The organism is Streptomyces sp. NPDC000594 (assembly GCF_040299965.1).
In the GTDB taxonomy this organism is placed as follows: Bacteria; Actinomycetota; Actinomycetes; order Streptomycetales; family Streptomycetaceae; genus Streptomyces.
Genome location: NZ_JBEPCY010000034.1, coordinates 11,885 through 37,012, shown reverse-complemented (window position 1 = coordinate 37,012; position 25,128 = coordinate 11,885). Strand labels below are relative to the sequence as shown.

6 protein-coding genes are annotated in these 25,128 nt (G+C 73.4%); 4 read left to right on the top strand and 2 right to left on the bottom strand.

Translation table 11 applies throughout. The features are described 5' to 3' along the window. Positions 1-32 precede the first annotated feature (32 nt). The 4 genes from ABT354_RS30935 (at position 33) to ABT354_RS30920 (ending at position 21,110) form a co-directional block, all read left to right on the top strand. Positions 33-11,492 (top strand): SDR family NAD(P)-dependent oxidoreductase, encoded by an 11,460-nt coding sequence (locus tag ABT354_RS30935; protein ID WP_351499895.1) that lies wholly within the window; start codon positions 33-35, stop codon positions 11,490-11,492. Then, positions 11,489-17,551, top strand: a complete 6,063-nt coding sequence (locus ABT354_RS30930; RefSeq protein WP_351499893.1) for a thioester reductase domain-containing protein — start codon at positions 11,489-11,491, stop codon at positions 17,549-17,551. Before ABT354_RS30935 ends, ABT354_RS30930 begins: the two co-directional genes overlap by 4 nt. Before the next feature lie 104 nt (positions 17,552-17,655). Continuing rightward, complete coding sequence (locus ABT354_RS30925; protein ID WP_351499891.1) at positions 17,656-19,293, top strand: HAL/PAL/TAL family ammonia-lyase; 1,638 nt, start codon at positions 17,656-17,658, stop codon at positions 19,291-19,293. Continuing rightward, a complete protein-coding gene (locus ABT354_RS30920) occupies positions 19,290-21,110 on the top strand; it encodes an AMP-binding protein (RefSeq protein WP_351499889.1) in 1,821 nt (606 codons plus the stop codon). The genes ABT354_RS30925 and ABT354_RS30920 overlap by 4 nt, the downstream gene beginning before the upstream one ends. Before the next feature lie 9 nt (positions 21,111-21,119). On the opposite strand, the gene ABT354_RS30915 is transcribed toward ABT354_RS30920, so the two are convergent. Next, the gene (locus tag ABT354_RS30915) at positions 21,120-24,002 is read right to left on the bottom strand and encodes an ATP-binding protein (RefSeq protein ID WP_351499887.1); all 2,883 of its coding nucleotides are present in this window, start codon (positions 24,000-24,002) and stop codon (positions 21,120-21,122) included. Further along, positions 23,999-24,676, bottom strand: coding sequence for an AfsR/SARP family transcriptional regulator (locus tag ABT354_RS30910; protein ID WP_351499885.1), 678 nt, complete (start codon positions 24,674-24,676; stop codon positions 23,999-24,001). The genes ABT354_RS30915 and ABT354_RS30910 overlap by 4 nt, the downstream gene beginning before the upstream one ends. Positions 24,677-25,128 lie beyond the last annotated feature (452 nt).

Below are 25,128 nucleotides of genomic sequence, written 5' to 3'. Positions count from 1 at the left end.
GGCGGTGGAACCCCGCACGTACCGTCGATTTCGTGGCCATAGACGCGTATGACGAACCCTGCCCCCCGGAGCCCGTGGCGATCGTCGGAATCGCCTGCCGGCTGCCCGGCGCCCCCGACCCGGGCGCGTTCTGGCGGTTGCTGCGCGATGGGCGCGGCGCCGTCGCCGAAGCCCCCGCCGACCGCTGGCGCGACGCCCCTGTGCGGCTGCGCAGGGGCGGCTTCCTGGACCGGGTCGAGGACTTCGACGCCGGCTTCTTCGGTGTCACACCGCGCGAGGCCGCCGCCATGGACCCGCAGCAGCGTCTCGCGCTCGAACTCGGCTGGGAATCCCTGGAGAGCGCCCGCATCCTGCCGTCGCGCCTGCGTGGCACCCGGGTCGGAGTCTTCTTCGGCGCGGTCGCCGACGACTACGCCCGGCTCACCGCGGGCGCCGGCCCCGACGCCGTCTCCCCCCACACCCTGGCGGGCCTCGGCCGCAGCCTGATCGCCAATCGGCTGTCGTACCTGCTGGGTGCCCGTGGCGCCAGCATGACCGTCGACACCGGTCAGTCCTCGTCCCTGGTCGCCGTCCACCTCGCCTGCGAGAGCCTGCGCTCCGGCCGCTCCGACCTCGCCCTGGCGGGCGGCGTGCAGCTCAACCTCAGCGGCGCCTCGACGGTGGATGTCGAACGATTCGGCGCCCTCTCCCCGGACGGCGAGTGCTACACCTTCGACGCCCGCGCCAATGGGTACGTCCGCGGCGAGGGCGGCGCGGTGGTGGTGCTCAAGCCGCTGCGCCGCGCCCTGGCCGACGGCGACGAGATCTGGTGTGTCATCCGTGGCGGGGCGGTCAACAATGACGGCGGCGGCCCCAACCTGACCCAGCCCGACCCCGACGCGCAGCGCGAGGTCCTGGCGGAGGCGTACCGCCGGGCGGGCGTCGAGCCCACCGCCGTCCAGTACGTGGAACTCCACGGCACCGGCACCCGCGCCGGTGACCCGGTCGAGGCCCAGGCGCTCGGCGCGGCGCTCGGGGTCCTCCGTCCCGCCGGACAACCGCTGCACGTCGGCTCGGTCAAGACCAACGTGGGCCACCTGGAGGCCGCCGCCGGCATCACCGGCCTGCTCAAGGTGGCCCTCGCCCTGCACGCCGGGGAACTGCCCGCCAGCCGTAACTACCGCACCCCGAACCCGCGGATCCCGATGGACGAGTGGCGGCTGCGGGTGCACGACGGGCTGGGCCCGTGGCCCGCCCCGGACGCGCCCCTGATCGCCGGGGTCAGCTCGTTCGGCATGGGCGGAACCAACTGCCACCTGGTCCTGGAGGCCGCCCCGGACCGGGCCCGCCGGCTGGTCCTGGGGGCGGACCCGTCCGTGGAGCAGGCCGTCACCGCCCCGGCCGGGCATGCGCTGCCCCTGCCGTACGCCGTCTCCGGCCGCGACACCGAGGCGCTGCGGGCCCAGGCCCGCCGCCTCGCCGACTGGGTGGGCGAGCGGTCCGGCACGCACCCGGCCGCCCTCGCCGCCTCGCTCCTCACCACCCGTACCGCCCACTCCGCGCGGGCGGTCGTGCTCGCCTCCGACCACGACACGCTGCGTACCCGGCTCGATGCGCTGGCCCGGGGCAGCGAGGGGGCCGGCACGGTGGTGGGCGAGGCCACGAGCGGTGATGTCGCGGTGCTGTTCAGCGGCCAGGGCGCGCAGCGGCTCGGCATGGGCCGTGAGCTGTACGACGCCCATCCCGCCTTCGCCGCCGCCTTCGACGAGGTCTGCGCGCACTTCGACGCGCTGCTGGACCGGCCGCTGCGCGAGGTGCTGTGGGCCCGGCCCGGATCTCCCGACGCCGAGCTGGTCCACCGTACCGAGTACACCCAGCCCGGTCTGTTCGCCGTCGAGGTCGCGCTCCACCGCTTCGTCACCGGCCTCGGCGTACGGCCCGCCCTTCTGCTCGGGCACTCCGTCGGCGAGCTGACGGCGGCCCATGTCGCCGGGGTTCTGACGCTGCCGGACGCCTGCGCCCTGGTCACCGCCCGTGGTCGGCTCATGCAGGCGCTGCCCGGCGGCGGCGCGATGGTCGCGGTGGAGGCCGGTGAGGACGAGGCACGGGCCGCGCTCGACGGCCTGACGGACCGGGTGGCCCTTGCCGCGATCAATGGGCCGGGCGCCGTGGTGATCTCCGGTGACGCCGACGTCGTCGCCGAACTCGCCGAACAGTGGCGCGCCAAGGGACGCAGGACCCGCCGGCTGAAGGTCAGCCACGCGTTCCACTCACCGCGCATGGACGGGATGCTGGACGCCTTCCGTGAGGTCGCCCGGTCCCTGTCCTACGCACCGCCGCAGCTGCCCGTCGTGTCCAACCTCACCGGTGACAGGGCCACCGCGGCCGATCTGTGTGACCCCGAGTACTGGGTGCGACATGTCCGCGAGTGCGTCCGGTTCGCCGACGGGGTGCGCTGCCTGGACGCGGCCGGGGTCACCACCTACCTGGAGCTGGGCCCCGACACGGTCCTCACCGCCGCCGCCCGCTCCACCGTCCCGGAAGGCCGCCGTTTCCTCGGCGCCCTGCGCGGTGGCCGTCCCGAGCCCGAGACCTTGATGGAGGCCCTGGCGGGGTTGCACACGATCGGCGCCGATGTGGATCTGCCGGCGCTGACGGGGCGGGGCGGCCGGGTCGACCTGCCGACCTACGCGTTCCGCCGCCGCCGGCACTGGTTGCCGACCGCGCCCCCGGCCCTTCCCATACCTGACCCGGCCGTCCCCGTACCTGATACGGCCCTTGCCGCGCCCGCGTCCGCCCTCCCGGCCGTGGCCGCGGCTGCGGCTGCGGCTGCGCCGGTGGAGCGGCCGGACGAGGACCCGCTGGACCTCGTCCGGCGTCACACCGCCGCCGTCCTCGGCTCCGACACCCCCGGCGAGATCCCCGCCGACGTCGCCTTCCGAGACCTCGGTATCACCTCGATCACCGCCGTGGAGCTGAGCGACCGGCTGGCCGCCGCCACCGGTCGCACCCTCCCCGAGACCCTAGTGTTCGAGCACCCGACGCCCGGCCGACTCGCCCGCCATCTGTCGGCCGGTACCGAAACCGCCGACAGGAACCCACGGGCCACGACCGGGAGCGCGCCCGACGACCCCGTCGTCATCGTGGGCATGGCCTGCCGCTTCCCCGGCGGCGCCCGGTCCCCGCAGGACCTGTGGCGGATCGTGTCCGAAGGGGTCGACGCCATCGGACCGTTTCCCGAGGACCGCGACTGGGACATCGACCGGCTGTACGACCCCGATCCGCAGAGCCGCGGCTCCTCCTATGTCCGCGAGGGCGGTTTCCTGACCGACGTCCCCGGCTTCGACGCCGCGTTCTTCGGCATCGGCCCGCGCGAGGCCGCCGCACTCGACCCACAGCAGCGGCTGTTGCTGGAGACCTCCTGGGAGAGCCTGGAACGCTCGGGCATCGATCCGGACTCGCTGCGCGACAGTGACACCGGCGTCTTCGTCGGCACCACCTTCCAGGAGTACGGGCCGCGCCTGGGCGAGCCCAGCGACGGCTCCGATGGCTACCTCTACACCGGCACCACCCCCAGCGTCGCCTCCGGGCGGATCGCGTACGTCCTCGGCCTGCGCGGCCCCGCCGTCACCGTGGACACCGCCTGCTCCGCCTCGCTCGTGGCCCTGCACACCGCGGCCCGTGCGCTGCGGGCGGGGGAGTGCGGGCTCGCGCTCGCCGGCGGGGTGACCGTCATGCCGACACCGGGCGTCTTCGCCGAGCTGAGCCGTCTGGGCGGACTGTCGCCCAACGGCCGGTCGAAGGCGTTCTCCGCCGCCGCCGACGGCACCGGCTGGGCCGAGGGCGCCGGCATGCTGGTCCTGGAGCGGCTCTCGGACGCCCGCCGTCACGGCCACCCCGTCCTGGCCGTCATCCGTGGCTCCGCGATCAACTCCGACGGCGCGTCCAACGGGCTGACCGCGCCCAACGGCGCCGCACAGCGCCAGGTCATCCGTGCGGCCCTGCACACCGCCGGACTGACCGGCGCCGATGTCGACGCGGTCGAGGCGCACGGCACCGGCACCCGCCTCGGCGACCCCATCGAGGCGAACGCGCTGCTGGCCACGTACGGGCAGGACCGCGCCGACACCCGTCCGCTGTGGCTCGGTTCGCTGAAGTCGAACATCGGGCACACCCAGTCGGCGGCGGGCGTGGCCGGTGTCATCAAGATGACCATGGCACTCCACCACGGTGTGCTGCCGCGGACCCTGCATGTCGACGAGCCGTCCCCGGGCATCGACTGGAGCACGGGTGCCGTCCGCCTGCTGACCGAGCCCATCGCCTGGGCCCGTACGGAAGGACGGCCGCGCCGGGCGGGCGTGTCGTCGTTCGGCATCAGCGGCACCAACGCCCATCTGATCCTGGAAGAGGCCCCACCCGCCGACCCGGAGCCGCCGCGCGCCCCGGCCGGGCCGGTCGCCTGGCCGCTCTCCGCGCGGACCCCGGCGGCCCTCCGGGACCAGGCCGCCCTGCTCCGCGACCACCTGGCCGCACACCCTGACACCGACCCCGCCGACGTGGCGTTCTCCCTGGTCCACGGGCGCGCCGAACTGCCGCACCGGGCCGTTGCCGTGGCCGCCGACCGCGACGCCTTCGCGACCGCTCTGCACGCACTGGCCACGGACACCCCGGCCGCCGGCGTCGTACACGGCACCGCCGCCGACCATGGCCGGGTCGCCTTCGTCTTCCCCGGCCACGGCTCCCAGTGGCCGGGCATGGTCGACGCCCTGTACGAGCAGGCTCCGGCCTTCGCGGAGCGGTTGCGCGAGTGCGCCGCCGTGATCGACCCCCTCGTCGAATGGTCCCTGCTCGACACCGTGCTCGGCCGCGACGGCGCCGCCGATCAGGAACACACCGATGTGGCACAGCCGGTGCTGTTCTCCGTCATGGTCTCGCTCGCCGCCCTGTGGGAGGCCCATGGAGTACGGCCCGCCGCGGTCGTCGGACACTCACAGGGCGAGCTGGCCGCCGCCTGCGTCGCCGGTGTGCTCACCCTGCGGGACGCGGCGACCATCGTCGTACGACGCAGCCGTCTCTTCGCCCAGGAGCTGCCCGGGCGCGGCATGATGGCCGCCGTCGAACTCTCCGCGGCGGATGTACGCCGCCGCATCGCCGAGCGGAACGCCCCCCTCGACCTCGCCGTCGTCAACGGGCCGGTCGCGGTCACCGTCGCGGGGGAGCCCGACACGGTCGAACGGTTCGTCGCCGACTGCAAGGCGGACGGCATCCGGGCCCGTGTCGTGGTCCGCGCCGGTGCCTCGCACTGCGCCCTGGTCGAGCCGCTGCGCGAACCCCTGCGCGAGCTGCTCGACGGCATTCCCCACCATCCGCCGCGGGTCGCCTTCTACTCCGCGGTGACCGGCGGGCCGCTCGGCGCCGAGGACCTCGACCCCGGCTACTGGTTCCGCAACGTCCGCGAGCCGGTGGACTTCCAGGCCGCGGTGGTCGCCCTGCTCGGCGACGGGCACCGTGCGTTCCTTGAGTGCAGCCCGCACCCCCTGCTGCTGTCGGCCCTGCTGGACACCGCCGAGGAGGCGGGACACCAGCCCGCGGCCGTGGGCACCCTGCGACGCGGGGAGGGCGGCCGGGAGCGCTTTCTGCGCTCGCTGGCCGAGGCACATGTCCATGGCATCACCGTGGACCTGGATGCCGCCCTCGACGGCACCGGTGCCCGCCGGACCGAGCTGCCCACCTACCCCTTCCAGCGGCGCCGGCACTGGCTGTCGCCGACGACCGGCCCCGGCGATGTCTCCGCCGCCGGACTCGCCCCCGCCGATCACCCGCTGCTCGGAGCCGTCCTGGCCGTGGCCGACGGCGGGACCGTCCTGACCGGCCGGTTGTCCCCGCGTTCCCCCGCCTGGCTCCCCGACCACGCGGTCGGCGGCACCGCGCTCCTGCCCGGCACCGCCTTTGTCGAACTGGCCCTGCGGGCCGGGGAGGAGGTGGGCTGCGCCGGTATCGAGGAGCTGACCGTCGAGCAGCCGCTCCTGCTGCCGGAGGGGACGGCGGTTCATCTGCGGGTCACCGTCGGCGCGCCCGGAGCCCACGGCGCGCGCCCGCTGGAGGTGCACGCCCGCCCGGCGACCGGCGACGACGAACCGTGGACCCGGCATGCCGGTGGCTCCCTGAGCGGGGCCGCCCACAGCGTCGACGGGCCCGCCGTCTGGCCCCCGCCCGGTGCGGAACCCGTAGATATCACCTCCTTCTATGCCGATCGGGCAGCCGACGGATATGGGTACGGTCCCGCCTTCCGCGGGCTGCGGGCCGCGTGGCGCCAGGGCGACGAGATGTACGCCGAGGTCTCCCTCGACCCGGCCCACCACGCGGACGCCCGCCGCTACGCCGTACACCCCGCGCTGCTGGACGCGGCCCTCCACGCCGAGCTGCTGCGTACCCCGGCCGCCGGGCCCGGTCTGCTGCGGCTGCCCTTCGCCTGGTCCGGCGTCCGCGTCCAGACCGCCGGGGCCACCACCCTGCGCGTCCATGTCGCTCCGGCGGGGGGTGACGCGGTCCGGGTCACCGCCACCGACCCCGCCGGCCGGCCCGTGGCCGCGGTGGACACCCTGCTCATGCGGCCGGTGGCCGCCTCCAACCTGACGGCCGTCACGGCCGGCGGCGGCGCGCTCTACACCCTCGACTGGCAGCCGCTGACGGCTGTCCCCACCACGGGAGCCCCGCCCGACCTGCGGATCGTGATGCCGGGGAAGGACGACGCGACACCGGCCGGGCAGCGGCCGGCGGCTGCCCGCGCCGTCGCCGCACACGGTCTGAAGGCCCTGCACACCTGGCTCGCCGGTGAACACGCGCCGGACGCACGGCTGATCGTCCTCACCCAGGGCGCGGTCGCGGTACGCGGCTCCGCCGATGTCCTCGATCCCGCCCAGGCCGCCCTGTGGGGCCTGGTGCGCTCCGCCCAGGCCGAGCACCCCGACCGGTTCCTGCTGGTGGACACGGATACGGACACGCACACGCACACGGCCACGGACACGGCCACGGACACCGATACCGATACCGACACGGACACCGCCGCCATCGCCGACGAGGCCGCTGTGCGCCGGGCCGCCGCGCTCGCCGTGGCGGCGGGCGAGGGACAGATCGCCATCCGCGACGGCGAGATCCTGGTGCCCCGGCTGGCCCGTACCGCCGGCGCCGACCCCACCGTGACCGACCCCACCGGCACCCACCTGATCACCGGCGGCCTCGGCGGCCTCGGCGGTGATGTGGCCCGGCACCTCGTCGCCACGGGCGCCCGCCACCTGGTCCTCACCGGGCGCCGGGGCCCGGACACGCCCGGCGCCGCCGAACTCGCCGCCGAACTGGAAGCCCTGGGCGCCGAGGTCTCCCTCCGCGCCTGCGACGTGACCGATCGCGCCGCACTCGCCGCCGTCCTCGCCGACATCCCGGCCGCGCACCCGCTGACCGGTGTTTACCACCTGGCGGGCACGGCCGACGACGCCCCGCTGGACGCCATGACACCCGAACGGCTCGACGCGGTGCTGCGCCCGAAGGTGGACGGGGCGGTCCACCTGGACGAGCTCACCCGCGACCTGCCCCTCACCGTCTTCGCGCTGTTCTCCTCCGCCGTCGGCGTACTCGGGCTTCCCGCCCAGAGCGCGTACGCCGCCGCCAACACCTTCCTCGACGCCCTCGCCCACCAGCGCCGTGCCCAGGGCCTGCCCGGCATCTCGCTGGCGTGGGGCCTCTGGGAGCAACCCAGCGGCCTGGGCCGTCTCACCGACCGGGACCTGGCACGACTGCGCAGGTCCGGCCTTGCCCCGATGACCACGACCGATGGCCTGACCCTCTTCGCCGCCGCACTCGGCACGGACCGTGCCCTGCTGCTCCCCGCCCGCCTCGACCTCGCCGCACTCCGCGACCGCGCGCGGGAGAACACGCTCACGCCCCTGCTGCGCGGCCTGGTCCGGGCACCCGTCCGCGCTGTCGCCACCGAAACGGCCGAGGAGAGCGGGCTCGCCGGCCGGCTGGCCGGTCTCTCCCGGCCCGATCAGGACCGGTATCTGCTGGATCTGGTACGCGACCACGCGGCCACGGCGCTCGGCCATGACCCCGCCGACCGGGACACCGCCGACCGGGACACCATCCAGGTGGACCGTGCGTTCCGCGCGTCCGGCTTCGACTCGCTGACCGTGGTCGAACTGCGCAACCGGCTGCGGGCCGCGACCGGGCTGCCCCTGCCGGCCACCCTTCTCTTCGACCATCCGACCCCCATCGCGCTCGCCGCCCATCTGCGCGAACGCCTGCTGGGCGACGCGCCGGCGCCGGCCACCGCGGCCGCGGCCACGGTGCGGGCCGCGACGCCCGACGACGAGGACCCGATCGCCATCGTCGCCATGGCCGGGCGCTTCCCCGGCGGAGTGCGCGGCCCGGAGGACCTGTGGCGGCTGGTCGCCGACGAGACGGATGCGATCGGGGAGTTCCCCACCGACCGCGGCTGGGACACCGGCCGTCTCTTCGCCGAGGACCCCGAAGGCTCCGGCCGCTCGGCCACGCGCCACGGCGGGTTCCTGTACGACGCGGGAGAGTTCGACGCCGACCTGTTCGGCATCAGCCCCCGCGAGGCCCTGGCCATGGACCCCCAGCAGCGGCTGCTGCTCGAAGTCGCCTGGGAGACCTGGGAGCGCGCGGGCATCCCGGTGGCCGATGTCCGTGAAAGCCCCACCGGGGTGTTCATGGGCGTCGCCTACCACGACTACGCCGCCCGTGCCGAACAGCTCCCGGACGGGGTCGAGGGCTATCTGATGACCGGCTCCGCCGCCAGTGTGGCGTCCGGCCGTATCGCCTACACCTTCGGTCTGCGCGGTCCGGCGATCACCGTGGACACGGCCTGTTCCTCCTCGCTGGTCGCCCTCCACCTCGCGGTCCGCGCGTTGCGGAACGGCGAGTGTGCCATGGCACTCGCCGGCGGTGTCAGCGTCATGGCCACCCCGACCACCTTCGTCGAGTTCTCGCGTCAGCAGGGGCTTGCGGTGGATGGGCGGTGCAAGTCGTTCGGGGTGGGTGCGGATGGTACGGGGTGGGCTGAGGGGGTGGGGGTGTTGTTGGTGGAGCGGTTGTCGGATGCGCGTCGGTTGGGGCATCCGGTGGTGGGTGTGGTGCGTGGTTCGGCGTTGAATCAGGATGGTGCGTCGAATGGTCTGACGGCGCCGTCGGGTTCTGCTCAGGAGCGGGTGATTCGTGCGGCGTGGGCGGATGGGGGTGTGTCGGGTGCGGGTGTGGATCTGGTGGAGGGGCATGGGACGGGGACGCGTCTGGGTGATCCGATCGAGGCGGGGGCGTTGCTGGCGACGTATGGCCGGGAGCGTGGTGGTGGGGACCCGGTCTGGCTGGGGTCACTGAAGTCCAACATCGGCCATACGCAGGCCGCCGCCGGGGTCGCGGGAGTCATCAAGGTCCTTCAGGCCCTGCGGTACGAGCACATGCCCCGTACCCTGCACGCCCAGGAACCGACCCCGGAGGTCGAGTGGGAATCGGGCGGCGTCCGGCTGCTGACCGGGGCCCGGTCCTGGCCGAGGGTTCCCGGACGGGTACGGCGGGCGGGGGTGTCGTCGTTCGGCATCAGCGGCACCAACGCCCATGTCATCATCGAAGAGCCGCCCGCGACCGATCTGGAGCAGGCAGCGGCCGACCCGGGGCCGCCCGCGACCGATCCGCAGCCGGTAGCCGCCGATCCGCAGCCGGTAGCGACCGACCCGGAGCCGGCCGGAACCGCTGAACCCGACGCTCCCGTCCTGCCGTTCGTCCTGTCGGCGGGGTCCGCCGCGGCACTGCGCGGTCAGGTCGAGCGCGTATCCGCACTGCTCCACGAGGGTGCCACCGACCCGCTGGACGTGGCGTACTCCCTCGCCGTCTCCCGGTCGCCGCTGCCGTACCGGATCGCGGTCGCCGCCACCACCGCGACCGATGCCGCCACGCACCTGGCCGCCGCCCCCGGGGAGCGCGCCGTCGCCGACCGGCGGGTGGCCCTGGTCTTCTCCGGCCAGGGGGCCCACCGAGCGGCGCCGGGCAAGGAGCTGTCGGCGGCGTTTCCGCTGTTCGCCGAGGTGTTCGCGGATGTGTGCGGGCGTTTCTCACCGGAGCTGACCGAGACATTGTGGTCGGGGGACGGTGCGGAGCAGGAACGTACCGAGGTGGCACAGCCGGCGCTGTTCGCCTATCAGGTGGCGTTGTTCCGGTTGGTGGAGTCGTGGGGTGTGCGTCCGTCGGTGGTGGCGGGGCATTCGGTGGGTGAGATCGCGGCGGCGCATGTGGCGGGTGTGCTGGGTCTGGACGATGCCGTGGCGCTGGTGGGGGCGCGTGCTCGGTTGATGGGGGAGTTGCCCGCTGGTGGGGTGATGGTGGCGGTGGCTGCGTCGCCGGAGCGGGTGCGTCCGTTGCTGACGGCCGGGGTGTCGATCGCCGCGGTGAACGGCCCGGAGTCCGTGGTGGTCTCCGGGGAGGCGTCGGCGGTGGACGCGGTCGTGGAGGCGCTGGGGGAGGTGCGGAGCCGGCGGTTGCGGGTCTCGCACGCCTTCCACTCACCGCTGATGGACCCGATGCTCGACCCCTTCGCCACCGCGCTCCGGGATGTGCGGCTGCACGAGCCACGCATACCGGTGGTCTCCGCTCTCCTCGGCCGGCTGGTGGAACCCGGCGAGCTGACGGACCCGGAGTACTGGGTGCGGCATGTACGCGAGCCCGTGCGGTTCGCCGACGCCGCGGCGGCGCTGTACGCCGACGGGGCCGAGGTGTTCGTGGAGGCCGGTCCCGACGGGACGCTGACCGGGCTGCTCACCGAGGCACCGGTGGCGGTACCGCTGGTCCGGCGGGACACCGGCGAAGCGGCCGGTGCGGTGTCCGCGCTGGCCAGGCTGTTCACGGCGGGCCTGCCGGTGGAGTGGGAGGGCTTCTTCGCGGGCAGGGGTGCGCGCCGGACCGACCTGCCCACCTACGCCTTCGACCACCGGCACTACTGGATCGCCGACGGCAGGCCTCCCGGAGCCGGCGCGGTGGCACCGGCCGCCGAGCCGGTGGCCGCCGAGCCCGCCGTCGCCGAACTGCGCGAACGGCTCGCCGGGCTTCCTGAGCCCGATCACGGCCCCGCCGTCCTCCAGGAGGTGTGCGAGCAGACCGCCGCGGTGCTCGGTCACGCCGACGCCGGCACCCTTGTGCCGGAACGGCCCTTCCACGAGCTGGGTTTCGACTCGCTCACCGCCATCGAGCTGCGCAATCGGCTCAGCCGGATCAGCGGCCTGGCGCTCTCGGCCACGCTCGTCTTCGACCATCCCACCCCAGCCGCGCTCGCCGAACATCTGCGCGCCGAGCTGAACCCCGGGCCCGGCCCGTCCGCCGACGCCCCGTCCGCCGACGCTCAGTCCTCCGGCGGCGGCGAGTCCTTCGGCGACGACCAGTCCCTCGATGATCTGTTCGCCTTCGTGGACGGCGAACTCGGCCCGGAAGTGGAGCAACCCCGATGACCACCCCCAACGAGCAGAAGCTCGCCTCCTATCTCAAGCGGGCCACCGAGGAGCTGCGCCGCACCCGGGACCGCGTCACCGAGCTGGAGTCAGAGCTGGAGTCCCAGCTGAAGTCAGAGCTGGAGTCCGAGCTGGACTCCGGCGACGATCCGATCGCCGTGGTCTCGATGGCCTGCCGCTACCCGGGCGGGGTCCGTACCCCCGAGGACCTGTGGCGGCTGGTCATCGAGGGCGGCGACGCGATCGGCGCCTTCCCCGACGACCGCGGCTGGGACCTGGACCACCTCGCCGACCGGTGTGACACCACCCGCGGAGGATTCCTCGACGGGGCGGGCGACTTCGACGCCGCCTTCTTCGGGATGACCCCCCGTGAGGCACTGGCGACCGACCCGCAGCAGCGGCTGCTGCTCGAAGTCGCCTGGGAGGCGGTGGAGCGCGCCGGCATCGACCCGTCCGCGCTCCGGGCCACCCCGACCGGCGTGTTCGCGGGCTTCGCCGGACAGACCTACACCGATATGGACAACGGTCCGGACGAGCTGCGCGGATACCTGCTCGCCGGCTCCGCCGCCAGTGTGGCGTCCGGCCGTATCGCCTACGCCCTCGGTCTGCACGGTCCTGCGATCACCGTGGACACGGCCTGTTCCTCCTCGCTGGTCGCCCTCCACCTCGCCGCCCAGGCCCTGCGCCGTGGTGACTGCACGCTCGCGCTCGTCGGCGGCGTCACCGTGATGTCCACCCCCGGTGCCTGGATCGAGTTCTCGCGTCAGCAGGGGCTTGCGGTGGATGGGCGGTGCAAGTCGTTCGGGGTGGGTGCGGATGGTACGGGGTGGGCTGAGGGGGTGGGGGTGTTGTTGGTGGAGCGGTTGTCGGATGCGCGTCGGTTGGGGCATCCGGTGGTGGGTGTGGTGCGTGGTTCGGCGTTGAATCAGGATGGTGCGTCGAATGGTCTGACGGCGCCGTCGGGTTCTGCTCAGGAGCGGGTGATCCGGGCGGCGTGGGTGGATGCGGGTGTGTCGGGTGCGGGTGTGGATCTGGTGGAGGGGCATGGGACGGGTACGCGTCTGGGTGATCCGATCGAGGCGGGGGCGTTGCTGGCGACGTACGGCCGGGAGCGTGGTGGTGGTGACCCGGTCTGGCTGGGGTCGCTGAAGTCCAACATCGGTCACACCTCCGCCGCCGCCGGGGTCGGCGGTGTCATCAAGACGCTGCTCGCCCTGCGGTACGGGATCGTGCCGCCCACCCTCCACGCCGACGAGCCCACCACCGTCGTGGACTGGTCCGCCGGTGCCGTACGGCTCGCCGTGCACGAGCGGCCCTGGCCGAGGGTTCCCGGACGGGTACGGCGGGCAGGGGTGTCGTCGTTCGGCATCAGCGGCACCAACGCCCATGTCATCATCGAAGAGCCGCCCGAGCCGCCCACCCCCGGGACGGAGATCGAGGAGCCGCCCGAGCCCACCACCGGGACGGCGGCCGAACGGACCGGCACCCCCGTCCTGCCGCTCGTCGTCACCGCCGCCACCCCCGGCGCGCTGCGGGGGCAGCTCCACCGGGTCCGCGACCATGTCGCCGCCGCCCCCGACGACACCCTGCCCGATGTGGCGTACTCGCTCGCCACCACCCGCGCGGTCCTCCCGTACCGCACGGTCGTGTGCGGCCGGACGAGGGAACAGCTGCTCCAGGGCCTGACCGCCGCCGCCGACGGGGCCACCTCCGCCCCCGGGCCGACACCCCGCCGCCGCAAGGTGGGCATGGTGTTCTCCGGCCAGGGCGCACAGCGGGCGGGCATGGGCGGTGGCCTCTCGGCGGCGTTTCCGCTGTTCGCCGAGGTGTTCGCGGATGTGTGCGGGCGATTCCCGGCGGAGCTGGCCGAGGCCATCGCCACCGGCGACGGACTCGACCGCACCGCGTTCGCACAGCCGGCGCTGTTCGCCTATCAGGTGGCGTTGTTCCGGTTGGTGGAGTCGTGGGGTGTGCGTCCGTCGGTGGTGGCGGGGCATTCGGTGGGTGAGATCGCGGCGGCGCATGTGGCGGGTGTGCTGGGTCTGGACGATGCGGTGGCGCTGGTGGGGGCGCGTGCGCGGTTGATGGGGGAGTTGCCGGCCGGTGGGGTGATGGTGGCGGTGGCTGCGTCGTCGGAGCGGGTGCGTCCGTTGCTGACGGCCGGGGTGTCGATCGCCGCGGTGAACGGCCCGGAGTCGGTGGTGGTCTCCGGGGAGGCGGCGGCGGTGGACGCGGTCGTGGAGGCGCTGGGAGAGGTCTGGAGCCGGCGGTTGCGGGTCTCGCACGCCTTCCACTCACCGCTGATGGACCCGATGCTCGACACGTTCGGATCGGTGGTACGGGGCCTGCGCCTCGCCGAACCGTCGATCCCCCTCGTCTCCGGGCTGACGGGCCGTACAGCGGGCCCGGGCGAGGTGACGGACCCGGAGTACTGGGTGCGGCAGGTGCGCGAGCCCGTGCGGTTCGCCGACGCCGTCGCGACCATGGCGGAAGCGGACGTGGAGATCTTTGTCGAGGTGGGCCCCGGCGCCGTCCTGACGGGGATGATCGCGGACGCCCCGGTCGCGGTGGCACTGGGCCGTGGCGGCGGCGACGAGGCGGCGGAAGCGGCGGCCGGTCTGTGCGAGCTGTTCACGGCGGGCGTGCCGGTGGAGTGGGAGGGCTTCTTCGCGGGCAGGGGCGCGCGCCGGACCGACCTGCCCACCTACGCCTTCGACCACCGGCACTACTGGCAGTCCGCCCGGAGCGGAGCCGACCGTTCCACCACCGGGCATCCGCTGCTCACCTCGGCCCTCGAAGCCCCGGAGGGCGGTCGCGTCACGCTGACCGGGCAGCTGACCGGTGCCGGCACACCCGCCACGGTCTGGGTCGAAGCCGCCCTGCGCGCCGCCGACGAGGTCGACTGCACCACCGTGGACACCCTCACCGTCGACGCCGCTCCCCCACCGCGCGGCGGGCTCCGGCTCCAGGTCACCGTCGAGGCTCCGGATGCCCACGGCCGCCGCGACCTCCGCGTTCACGGGCGCCCCTCGGACGGTGCGGCGTGGGTCCGGTACGCCCACGGCACCCTCAGCCCGATACCGTCCCCACCGCCTCCGGCCGTCGCACCGTCGACCGTCGCCGAGGCGTGCACCGTGGACGGCGAGGAGACCGAGCGCTACGTTCTCCACCCCGGACTGCTGTCCGCCGCGACCGGCCACCGGGCCGTACTCCGCTGGCGGGGAGTGCGCGCGTACGCCGCGGGCGCCGACTCCGCGCACGTTGCGGCAGCTCCGCCCGGCGGCCCGGAACTGCTGCTCACCGACCGTGCCGGGCGCGTGCTGGCCACCGTGGACGAGGTCACCTACGGCGACCCGCCCCCGGTACTGCCGGCGGACGGCCTCTACCGCGTCGTCTGGACACCGGTGGTCCTGCCCCCGGCCGAGGGCCCCGTACCCCGGTGTGAACGGGTGAGCGCCACGGACCCCCTGCACCGGGTGCTCGACATCGCCCAGCGGGACCTCGCCGGGGAGCCGTCCGGCGGCACCCCCCTCGTCGTTCTCACCCAGGGCGCGGTGGCGGTGGACGGAGAGGCGCCGTCGGAGACGGCACCCGTCTGGGGCCTGCTGCGCTCGGCCCAGTCCGAACACCCCGGCCGATTCGTCCTCGTGGACGCCCCCGATGCCCCGCCCTCGCTCCTGGCCGCCATCGCCGCCTCCGGCGAGCCCCAGGTGGCGGTGCGCGACGGCCGGGTCCTGGTGCCCCGTCTCGCCCCCGCACCCGCACCCACCGGGACACCGGGCTGGCCCACCGACGGAACCGTACTGATCACCGGTGGCACCGGCGCGCTGGGCGCCCTGGTGGCCCGGCACCTCGCGGCCCACCACGGCGTACGGCATCTGGTGCTGACCAGCCGCAGCGGTCTCCGCGCCACCGGCGCCACCGCCCTCGTCGAGGAGCTGGCCGAACTGGGCACCCGAGCCGCCGTCGAGACCTGCGACGTCGCGGACCGCGCGGCCCTGGCCGCCGTGCTGGAGCGGATACCCGCCGACCGACCGCTGCGCGCGGTCGTCCACACGGCCGGAGTCCTGGACGACGGTACGTTCACCGCGCTCACCCCGCGGCGCCTGGAGACAGCCATGCGCCCCAAGGCCGACGCCGCCCGGCACCTGGACGAGCTGACGCGCGGCCACGACCTCGCCGCGTTCGTGCTCTTCTCCTCCGTCTCCGGCATCCTCGGCGGCCCCGGCCAGGCCAATTACGCCGCCGCCAACACCGCACTCGACGCCCTGGCCCACCGCAGAGCGGCAGCCGGGCTGCCCGCCGTCTCGGTGGCCTGGGGGCCGTGGACGGTGACGGGCGGAGGCATGTCGGCGGCGGCCGATCTGCACCGGGTCGCCCGGGAGGGCTTCACCGCCCTCTCCGCCGAGCACGGGACGGCCCTGCTGGACGCCGCCGTCGCCGGTGCCGCCCCACTGGTGGTGGCCTGCCCCATCGACTGGGAGACGGTACGGGCACAGGCCCCGGTCCCGCCCCTGCTGCGCGGAGTGGCCCGTCGCGGGGCCCGGTACCCGGCGGCCGGGGCCGGCTCCCCGATGGGGCTCGCCGAGGAGCTGGCCGCACTCTCCGACACCGAGCGCGGCGCACGCGTCCTGAGCCTGGTACGGACACACGTCGCCGCCCTGCTGGGGCTGACGGACCCGGACACCGTACCCACCGACGCGTCCTTCCCCGAGCTGGGGTTCGACTCGCTCGGCTCCGTCCAGCTGCGCCAACGGCTCGACGCCGCGACCGGGCAGCGGCTTCCCCCCAGCCTGGTCTTCGACCACCCGACCCCGCGGTCCGTCGCCGACCGGCTGCTGCGCGACCTGCGGCCCGCCGCACCGGAGGACCGCGTCCACGACGAGCCGCGGACGGACATCCCCGCCGCCGACACCCTGCTCCCCGCCGACATCCTGCCCACCGCGACCACCGTCCCGGCCGCCACCGACCCCCGCGAAGTCCTGCTCACCGGCGCCACAGGCTTCATCGGCGCGTTCCTGCTGCGCGACCTGATGCGCACCACCCGCGCCACCGTCCGCTGCCTGGTCCGGGGCACCGACCGCGCGGACGCGCTGCGTCGACTGACCGAGAACATGCGCTGGTACGAGGCGTGGGACGACGTGGACACCGACCGCCTCGACATCATCGTCGGAGACCTCGCCCGACCGCGACTGGGCCTGACGGACGAGCACTTCGACGAGCTGGCCCGATCGGTCGATCTGGTCCTCCACGCGGGCGCCCACGTCAACTGGCTCCAGCCGTACGCGGCGCTGAAGGACGCCAACGTCGGCGGCACCGCCGAACTGCTGCGGCTGGCCGCCCGCAGCCGCACCGTACCCCTGCACCACATCTCCACCACCGGTGTGTTCACCCAGCCGGTCACGGCCGGCGTCCCGCTGCGCCCCGAGGACCCGATCGGGCCGCCCGAGGAACTGCGGACCGGCTACACCCAGAGCAAATGGGTCGCCGAGCAACTGCTCGACCAGGCCCGCGAGCGCGGGCTGCCGGTCACCGTCCACCGGGTCGACCTGGTCTCCGGCGACCAGCGACGCGGCGCCTGTCAGACACGTGACTTCGTCTGGCTGAGCGTCAAGGGCATGATCCAGGCCCGTGCCGTCCCCGCCGGCCTCGGCGGCAGCTTCCAGCTCGTGCCGGTGGACTACGTCAGCGCCGCCGTGCTCGCCCTCGCCCGGCGCCCGGACGCGGCGGGCCGTACCTTCCACCTCTCCGGCCGGTCGTCGATCAGCTTCGCCGACATCGTGGCCCACCTGCGGTCGTTCGGCCATGAACTCCCCGAGCTGGACCGGGTCACCTGGCGCGACAAGGTCACCGCCGACCGGGCCAACGCGCTGCTCCCCCTGCTCGAATCGTTCGAGGCCGTCTCGGGCCCCGACGCCACCGATGTCTACCTCGCCATGGACAGCTCCGCCACCGACGCGGCGCTCGCCGACACCGGAATCGTCCGCCCCGAGCCCACCCGCGAGCTCTTCCGCCGGTACGACGAGTTCTTCACCCGTACCGGCTACTTCCCCCGGTGACCCCTGCTCCCCCTCCTTCCACTCCTCCTTCCCCTCCTCCTCCAGCTCTTCCTCCCGTTCCCCGGCGCGCCCGGCTGTTTCCCGCAGTAGGAGATGACAGGATCATGCTCACACCCATCGGACGGCGAACCGGCCTGCGCGAGGTGTCCCTCGACGGACACGGCCTCGCGGTCGAGGACATCGTCACCCTCGCCCGGCACCCCGGCACCCGGGCCGTCACCCTGACCCCCGACACCGCCGCGCGCATCGCGACCTCCAACGCGCTCAAGCACACCCTGATCGACGGCGGCACCCCCATCTACGGAGTGACCTCCGGATTCGGCGACAGCAGCGCCCGCCAGATATCCCAGCGCAAAACCGACCACCTCCAGGAAAACCTGATCAGCTTCCTGTCCGCGGGCACCGGACCACAGGCCAAGGACGACGTCGTACGGGCCACCATGACCGTACGGGCCAACTGCCTCGCCCGCGGCGTGTCCGGGGTACGGCCGGAACTGGTCACCGCACTGATCGACATGCTCAACGCGGACATCCTGCCGCGCATCCCGGAGCGCGGTTCGGTCGGCGCCAGCGGCGACCTGGTACCCCTGAGCTACCTCGCCGCCGCCCTCACCGGACGCGGCACGGTCACCCACGCGGGGGAGGAGAAGCCCGCCGCGCAAGCCCTCGCGGAATGCGGCCTGACCCCGATAACCCTGGAGGCCAAGGAAGGCCTCGCCCTGGTCAACGGCACCTCCTTCATGTCCGGCTTCGCCGTCCTGGCACTGCACGACGCCCGCGAACTGGCCTACGCCGCCGACCTCTGCACCGCGCTGACCAGCCAAGTCCTGCTCGGCAACCCCTCACACTTCACCCCCTTCCTCTTCGAGAAGGCCAAGCCCCACGACGGCATGGTGGCCAGCGCGGCGGCGATCCGGGCGATGCTCACCGCCGACACCGGCCCCGACCCGCTGCTCCGCCGCCCCGACGGCGACTTCGGGGAGCTGGAACGCCCGATCCAGGACCACTACTCCGTGCGCTGCGCCCCCCATGTCACCGGCGTCCTGCACGACACCGCCGAGTGGGCACAGCGGTGGATCACCGTCGAGATCAACTCCGCCAACGACAATCCGCTGTTCGACGTGGCCACCGGCACCGTATGCAACGGCGGCAACTTCTACGGCGGGCATGTCGCCCAGGCCATGGACGCGCTGAAGACCGCCGTCGCCAGCGTCGGCGACCTGCTGGACCGGCAACTGGAACTGGTCGTCGACGAGAAGTTCAACAACGGCCTCACCCCGAACCTCATTCCGCGACTGGACCCCGGCGCGTTCGAGGCCGGGCTCTTCCACGGCTTCAAGGGCATGCAGATCAGTGCCTCCGCGCTGGCCGCGGAGGCACTGAAGTGGACCATGCCGGCCGCCTCGTTCTCCCGCTCGACCGAGGCACACAACCAGGACAAGGTCAGCATGGGCACCATCGCGGCCCGCGACGCCCGCTCGGTCGTCGAACTCGTCCAGCGCGTCGCCGCGGTCCATCTCATCGCCCTGTGCCAGGCGGCCGACCTGCGCGGCCTGGACGTCCTGAGCCCGCCGACCAGGGCCGCGTACGACGCGGTGCGCGGCCTCAGCACCTTCCTCGACCGCGACCGGCCACTGGACACCGACATCGAACGCGTCGCCCTCCTGATCGCCTCCGGAGAGCTGCGCTCCCGCGTCACACTGGAGACCCTGCGGGTGGAGATGGGCGAGGTCGCGGAATGAGCGCACCCGTAGCCCCGTACGCCGAGGTCACCTGCGAGGAACGTCCCGACGGCAGCCGGATCCTGCGCGTCGCCGAAGAACTGGGGGACCACCCGTCCACGCTCGCCGACGCGTTCCTCCACGGGGCCGCCGCCCACCCGGACCGGGTGCTCGCGGCCGAGCGGGACGGAGACGCGTGGCGCACCCTGACCTACGGCGCGGCGGCCGAGGCCGCCACCGCCCTCGGCCAGGCATATCTGAACCAGGGATGCGGCCCCGAGAAGCCGGTCCTGCTGCTGTCCGGCAACTCCCTGGACCACCTGGTGCTCACCCTCGCCTGCTATCTCACCGGAGTGCCGGCCGCACCCGTCAGCGTGGCCTACTCGGTACGGAGCACCGACCTGGCACGGCTGCGCGCCATCGCCACCCTGGTACGGCCCGGGGTGGTGTACGCCGACGACGGCGACCGGTACCGCCGGGCCCTGACCGCCGCCGCCGACGCCGCGGGCACCTCGCCCGCGACGGTGGTCTCCCGCCGGCCGGGCGAAGGGGACACGACCGTCGAAGCGCTGCGCCGCACGCCCGTCACCGACGCGGTGGAGCGCGCCCGGAACGGCCTGAGACCCGACACCGTGGCGAAGATCCTGTTCACCTCGGGTTCCACGGGCATCCCCAAAGGGGTGCTCAACACCCACCGGATGCTCTGCGCCAACCAGCAGATGCTCCGGCAGATCTGGCCGCACCTGGTGGACGAGCCGCCGGTGCTCACCGACTGGCTGCCCTGGAGCCACACCTTCGGCGGCAACCACAACCTGAACCTGGTGCTGTGCAACGGAGGCAGCCTGTTCATCGACGACGGGTCACCCCTTCCCGAGGCGCTCCCCCGTACCATCGACGCGCTGCGCCGGATGCCACCCACCGTCCTCGTCAACGTACCGGCCGGCTACACCCAACTCACCCAGGTGCTGGAGAGCGACCCCGCCCTCGCCGAGCGGGTGCTGTCCCGCGCGAGGGTCGTCCTGTACGCCGGGGCCGATCTGCCGGACGCGCTGCGGGAGCGGCTGCGGGCGGTCGCCCGTACCGCGACAGGCCGTGACATTCCCGTGGTGTCCTCATGGGGCGCCACCGAGACCGGGCCCGCGGCCAGCTCCACCTGGGGTGGTGTGCACGACGGCATCGGCATCCCCCTGCCCGGTGTCGAACTGAAGCTCGCCCCGGTGGACGGCCGGGCCGAACTCCGGGTACGAAGTCCCTCGGTCACCCCCGCCTATGTGGGCGCCGACCTGTCCGACGCCTTCGACGAAGAGGGCTACTACCGCACCGGGGACGCGGCCCGCCTGCTCGACGCGGACGGTGACCCCCGCCGGGGACTGGCCTTCGACGGTCGCATCGCCGAGGACTTCAAGCTCGCCACCGGCACCTGGGTCGCCGCTGGCCGGCTGCGCAACGCGCTGCTCTCGGCCGCCGGGGTGCTCTCCGATGCCGTCCTCGTCGGCGCCGACCGGCCGGACGTCGCCGCCATCGCCTGGCCGGCGCTCGGCCGGGTCAACGAACTGCTGGGCACCCAGGTCGCCGATGTCGCCGACCTGCTGGCGCACGACGGTCTCCGCCGCCACCTCGGCACGGCCCTGGCCGCACTCAACGAGGGCGCCGGTGCCGCCTCACGCGTCGCCCGGCTGGTGCTCGTCGCCGAACCGCCGAGCATCGACAGCGGTGAGATCACGGACAAGGGCTACCTCAACCAGCACGCCGTCGTCGAGCGCCGCGCGGCCGAGGTGGCCCTGCTCCATGCCGACACCCCGGACCCGAACCGGGTGATCACCGCCGGGCAGCGGTGAAGCGGACGCCTACAGCGTGGCGGGCACGGCCCGGGAGGCGGGTTCCTCCCGGGCCGGGTCGCGCAGTCGCCGGATGACCGAGGCCAGGCGTAACAGATCGGGCGCGACCGGGCGGAGGGACCCGCCCGGTGCCCGGGAGCGGCCTTCCCTGTGTGCCATCGCGGCATGCCGGGCGGCTCGCTGGGTCCGCGGGAGCCGGGTGTAGGCCACTTCGCGCAACAGCGGCTGCCGGAAGGTGAACCGGGGCGTGCCGTCGGCGCCTGCCGGGGCGGTCGTCAGTACGCCGAGGTGGACCAGCTCGTCAAGGGCCCGGGCCACCTCCGCCGTGGTCTCCCGCCGTGGCCTGCGCAGCGCCGCGACGCCTTCCGGGCGCACCGTCTCGCCCAGCATGGCGGCATCCTGCGCGAGCGTCCTCAGGGCGGCGGGCAGGACGTCCAGCTGTGCCGCGAGCACCCGTCCGACCGCTGACGGCAGCATGCCCCGCTCCGTCTCCCCGCGCTCCTCCGTCTCCCCGCGTTCCTCCCGAGCCATGTCGCCCTGCAGGATCCGCCGCAGCGCCATCCCGGCCAGCTCCCCCGCGAACATCGGGTTGCCGTCGGCCAGCGCCGTCGTCGTCTCGACGAGTTCGCGCACCGGCCCGGCCGACCGCCCCCGTGCCCCGCCCGCTTCGAGGACGGTCCGCGCCAGCTCCGCAATGACGGTGTCGGGCAGGCGCGGCAGCTCGACGGTCATCAGCGGGCCACCCGCCGTCCTCCAGAGCGGACGCCGCAGAAACACCTCGGGCCGGGCCGCGGCCACCACCTTCAGCCGGGCGGAGCCCGTCCGGCCCACCAGAGGGTCGATGAGCTGGAGAACGGACTCGTCCGCCGCGTGCAGATCGTCGATCACGACCACCACGGTCCGTTCCGCGGCCAGCCGCTCCAACAGTGTGCACCAGGCCGCGACCACATCCTCGGGAACGGCCCCCCGCTCGTGGTGTGCCACCTGCCCCAGAGGGACCAGCAGCCGCTCGAAGAGCCGCTGCGCCTCGGCCGGGTCCGCCGCCACCCGCTCGATCGTCGTCCACAGCTTCGCCCGTGCGGTCCCTGGGGGGTCCCAGGTCTCGATGCCGCAACAGGCCGCCAGCTCCTCGGCGATGACGCACAGGGGACTGTCGTCGACCGTGCACGGCAGCAGATGGGCCACCAGGGGCCGCGCCGCCGGGTCGCGCTCGGCGACCACCCGCTCGAACTCCTCCAGTACCGCGCTCTTGCCCATCCCGCTGCCGCCGACCACGAGGGTGACCCGTTGGCCCGCCGCACCGGTGTCGAGCACGCCCGTGAGGGTCCGCAGACAGTCGTCACGGCCCAACAGCGGCAGTCGCGGGCCGCGCACGGTGGCGCGCCGGACCCCCTTCACCGTCCACATGGCCGAGTGGGTCCGGGCCCGCTGGTAGTCGAGCAGGTTGGTGGTCTGTTCCCGGGTGCCCTCGCTGACCCATACCTCGTCCAGGGGGACGAGGGGGAGCAGGGCCAGCGGCCGTTCCAGTGCCGGGCCGGTCACGGTCGGTGGATCCGCTTCGTCGTCGCCGTGGCGCACCAGGGCATGACCGACATCGACCGCCGCGCGGAGACGGAACGGGCTCGTGCCCTGTGAGCGGAGGCGGTGCCGGATGGCGAGTACGGTCAGCACCGCCCGCATGGCATCGTTGTCGTGGCTGCGCCGGGCGCCGAAGATGATGAGCCAGTAGGAGCCGAGCTTTCCCGAGACGGCGCCGCCGAACCGGTCTGCCTCGGCCACGACGACCTCATGGAGAGCCTCCAGCTCGGCGTCGATGTGCTCCATGTCGGAGCCGTCGGGAGCCGCCGGGGAGACCGCGTTGATGAGTGCGACGCCGACTTCCTTGTGCTCAAGGACCAGCCGGCCGGTGGCCGCGGGCCTTGCCGTGGAGGGTACGGACCCGATCACGGAGGGTGCGGACCCGGCCGTGGGGGGTGGGGACCCGGCCTTGGAGGGTACGGTGCCGGCCGTGTTGGGTGCGGGCGCGGCGACGTCGGTGGCGGTCGGCGGCTGGGTCCGGGGCTCCGGGCGCACCTGGATGGTGCCGTTCGACGGTACGTATCGGAGGGCCGGGTCGTCGGTGAGGACGGCCTGGTGGAGTTCCTGGAGCTCTCGGCCCGGGTCCAGGCCGAACTCGGCGACGAGCTTGGTGCTGTGGGCCCGATAGATGCCGAGTGCGTCGGATTGCCGCCCGCTGCGGTGCAGTGACAGCATGAGCTGTCCCGTCAGCCGCTCGCGGCGGGGTTCGGCCTGACTGATCATCTGGAGTTCGGGCAGCACCGCGTGGTGCCGTCCCAGGGCCAGCTCGGCGTCGAAGTACTCCTCCAGGACGTCCAGTCGCGTGGCCGCGGCCGCCTTGATCTCCGGCCAGATCACCCCGCCGTCGGCCAGGTCGGCGAGGAGGGGGCCGCGCCACAGGGCGAGCGCCTGGCGCCAGACCGGGGACGCCTCCGCTGCCCCGCCGGCTCGCATCCGGGCCCGTCCCTCCGCGACCAGCTCATGGAAGTGGTAGAGGTCGATGGCCCGGGGGTCCACCCGCAGCAGATAGCCGGGCGGGCGGGACTGGAGGCAGATACCGCCCGGAGCGGCGGGCTCCTCGTCGAGGTGCAGCAGCTTGCGCAGCCGCCACACCGCGTTCTGGACCATTTTGCGGGCCGAGGCGGGCGGGGGGCCGTCCCACAGCGCGGAGACCAGCTGGTTGGTGGAGGCGACCCGGTTGGGATGCAGCAGCAGATAGCTCAGGGCCGTGCGCTGTTTGATGCCTCCGAGAGGGAGCGGTGTGCCGTTCCTGAGCACCTCCAGTGGCCCCAGCACATGGAACCGGAGATCTCCCGCGGCCGTGACGGTGCTCATGCGGCCAGCCGGAGGACAGCGGTGGGGGTCGTCAGCTCGGGGTCGTGGGACAGTATGTGCTGTTCCAGGTCGCGCAGCTGATGGCCGGGACCGGCCCCGAACCGCTGTGCCAGCACCGAGCGGGTGCGGCGGCAGACCTCCAGGGCGTCGGCCTGTCGTCCGGTCCGGTACAGCGCCACCATGTGCAGCCGGCACAGCCTCTCCCGGGTGGGTTCCGCGTCCGCCGCCAGACTCAGCTCGGCGACCACCTCGCGGTGGCAGCCCAGCATCAGATCGGCGATGACCCGGTCCTCCAACGCCTTCCATCTGGCCTCGCGTACCGCTGACAGCTCGGGCCACTCGATCCCGGCCTCGACCAGGTCGGCGAGGACCTCGCCGCGCCACAGGCCCAGGGCCTCGCGCAGCGTGCGGGCGGCCGATCCCCAGGACTGGGCCGCCAGTTCCCTGGCGCTGCGGTCGAGGAGCAGGCGGTGGCGGTCGAGGTCGATGTGCTCGGGCGGAACCCTTAGCACATATCCCTGCCTTTCCCTGTGCAGTTCGACCGGCGAGTCATCCGGTCGACCATGGGCGAGGAGTAGCTTACGCAGCCCTGATATCGAGTTCTGGACGCTCTTCCGGGCCGTCGTCGGCTCGTCCGTATCCCACAGGGCGCCGACAAGACGCTGGGTGCTCACTGGAGTGTTCGGATAGATCAACAGGAAAGCGAGAGAGGCCCGCTGGCGGATTCCTCCGAGAGGAACGCCCTCTCCGTTGTATTCCGCTGTCAGCGGTCCCAACATGCTGAAACGCACGAAGCCCCCGTTTGGACGTGTTCACTCACGGAGTCCCAACGATAGCCCGCCCGCCCCTCTTCAACTACAGCCAGAGAATGACTTGAATCACATCATTTAATTTTCATGAATCCATGAAATCGTGTGCATGATTTTCACCGGAGCCCCGTTCAAACATTGAGCGGGGAGAAATTTCCGCTACCTTTTCGCTCTTTTGTCGAAAAATCTTGCGGCGCGCTCGGTTATTCGCTCGATCGTCATCCCCTCGAAGATGCGGATTTCGCGGCCGCGGTTGTGTGGCTCCTGGATGCTCCCTCGGGGGGAGCATCCAGGAGGAGGCACCGTCCAGCGCCCAC

Bases quoted from the DNA above. Each gene is read 5' to 3' on its own strand.
- ABT354_RS30920 (WP_351499889.1), top strand. From the start codon at position 19,290: ATGAGCGCACCCGTAGCCCCGTACGCCGAGGTCACCTGCGAGGAACGT.
- ABT354_RS30930 (WP_351499893.1), top strand. From the start codon at position 11,489: ATGACCACCCCCAACGAGCAGAAGCTCGCCTCCTATCTCAAGCGGGCC.
- ABT354_RS30925 (WP_351499891.1), top strand. From the start codon at position 17,656: ATGCTCACACCCATCGGACGGCGAACCGGCCTGCGCGAGGTGTCCCTC.
- ABT354_RS30915 (WP_351499887.1), bottom strand. From the start codon at position 24,002: ATGAGCACCGTCACGGCCGCGGGAGATCTCCGGTTCCATGTGCTGGGG.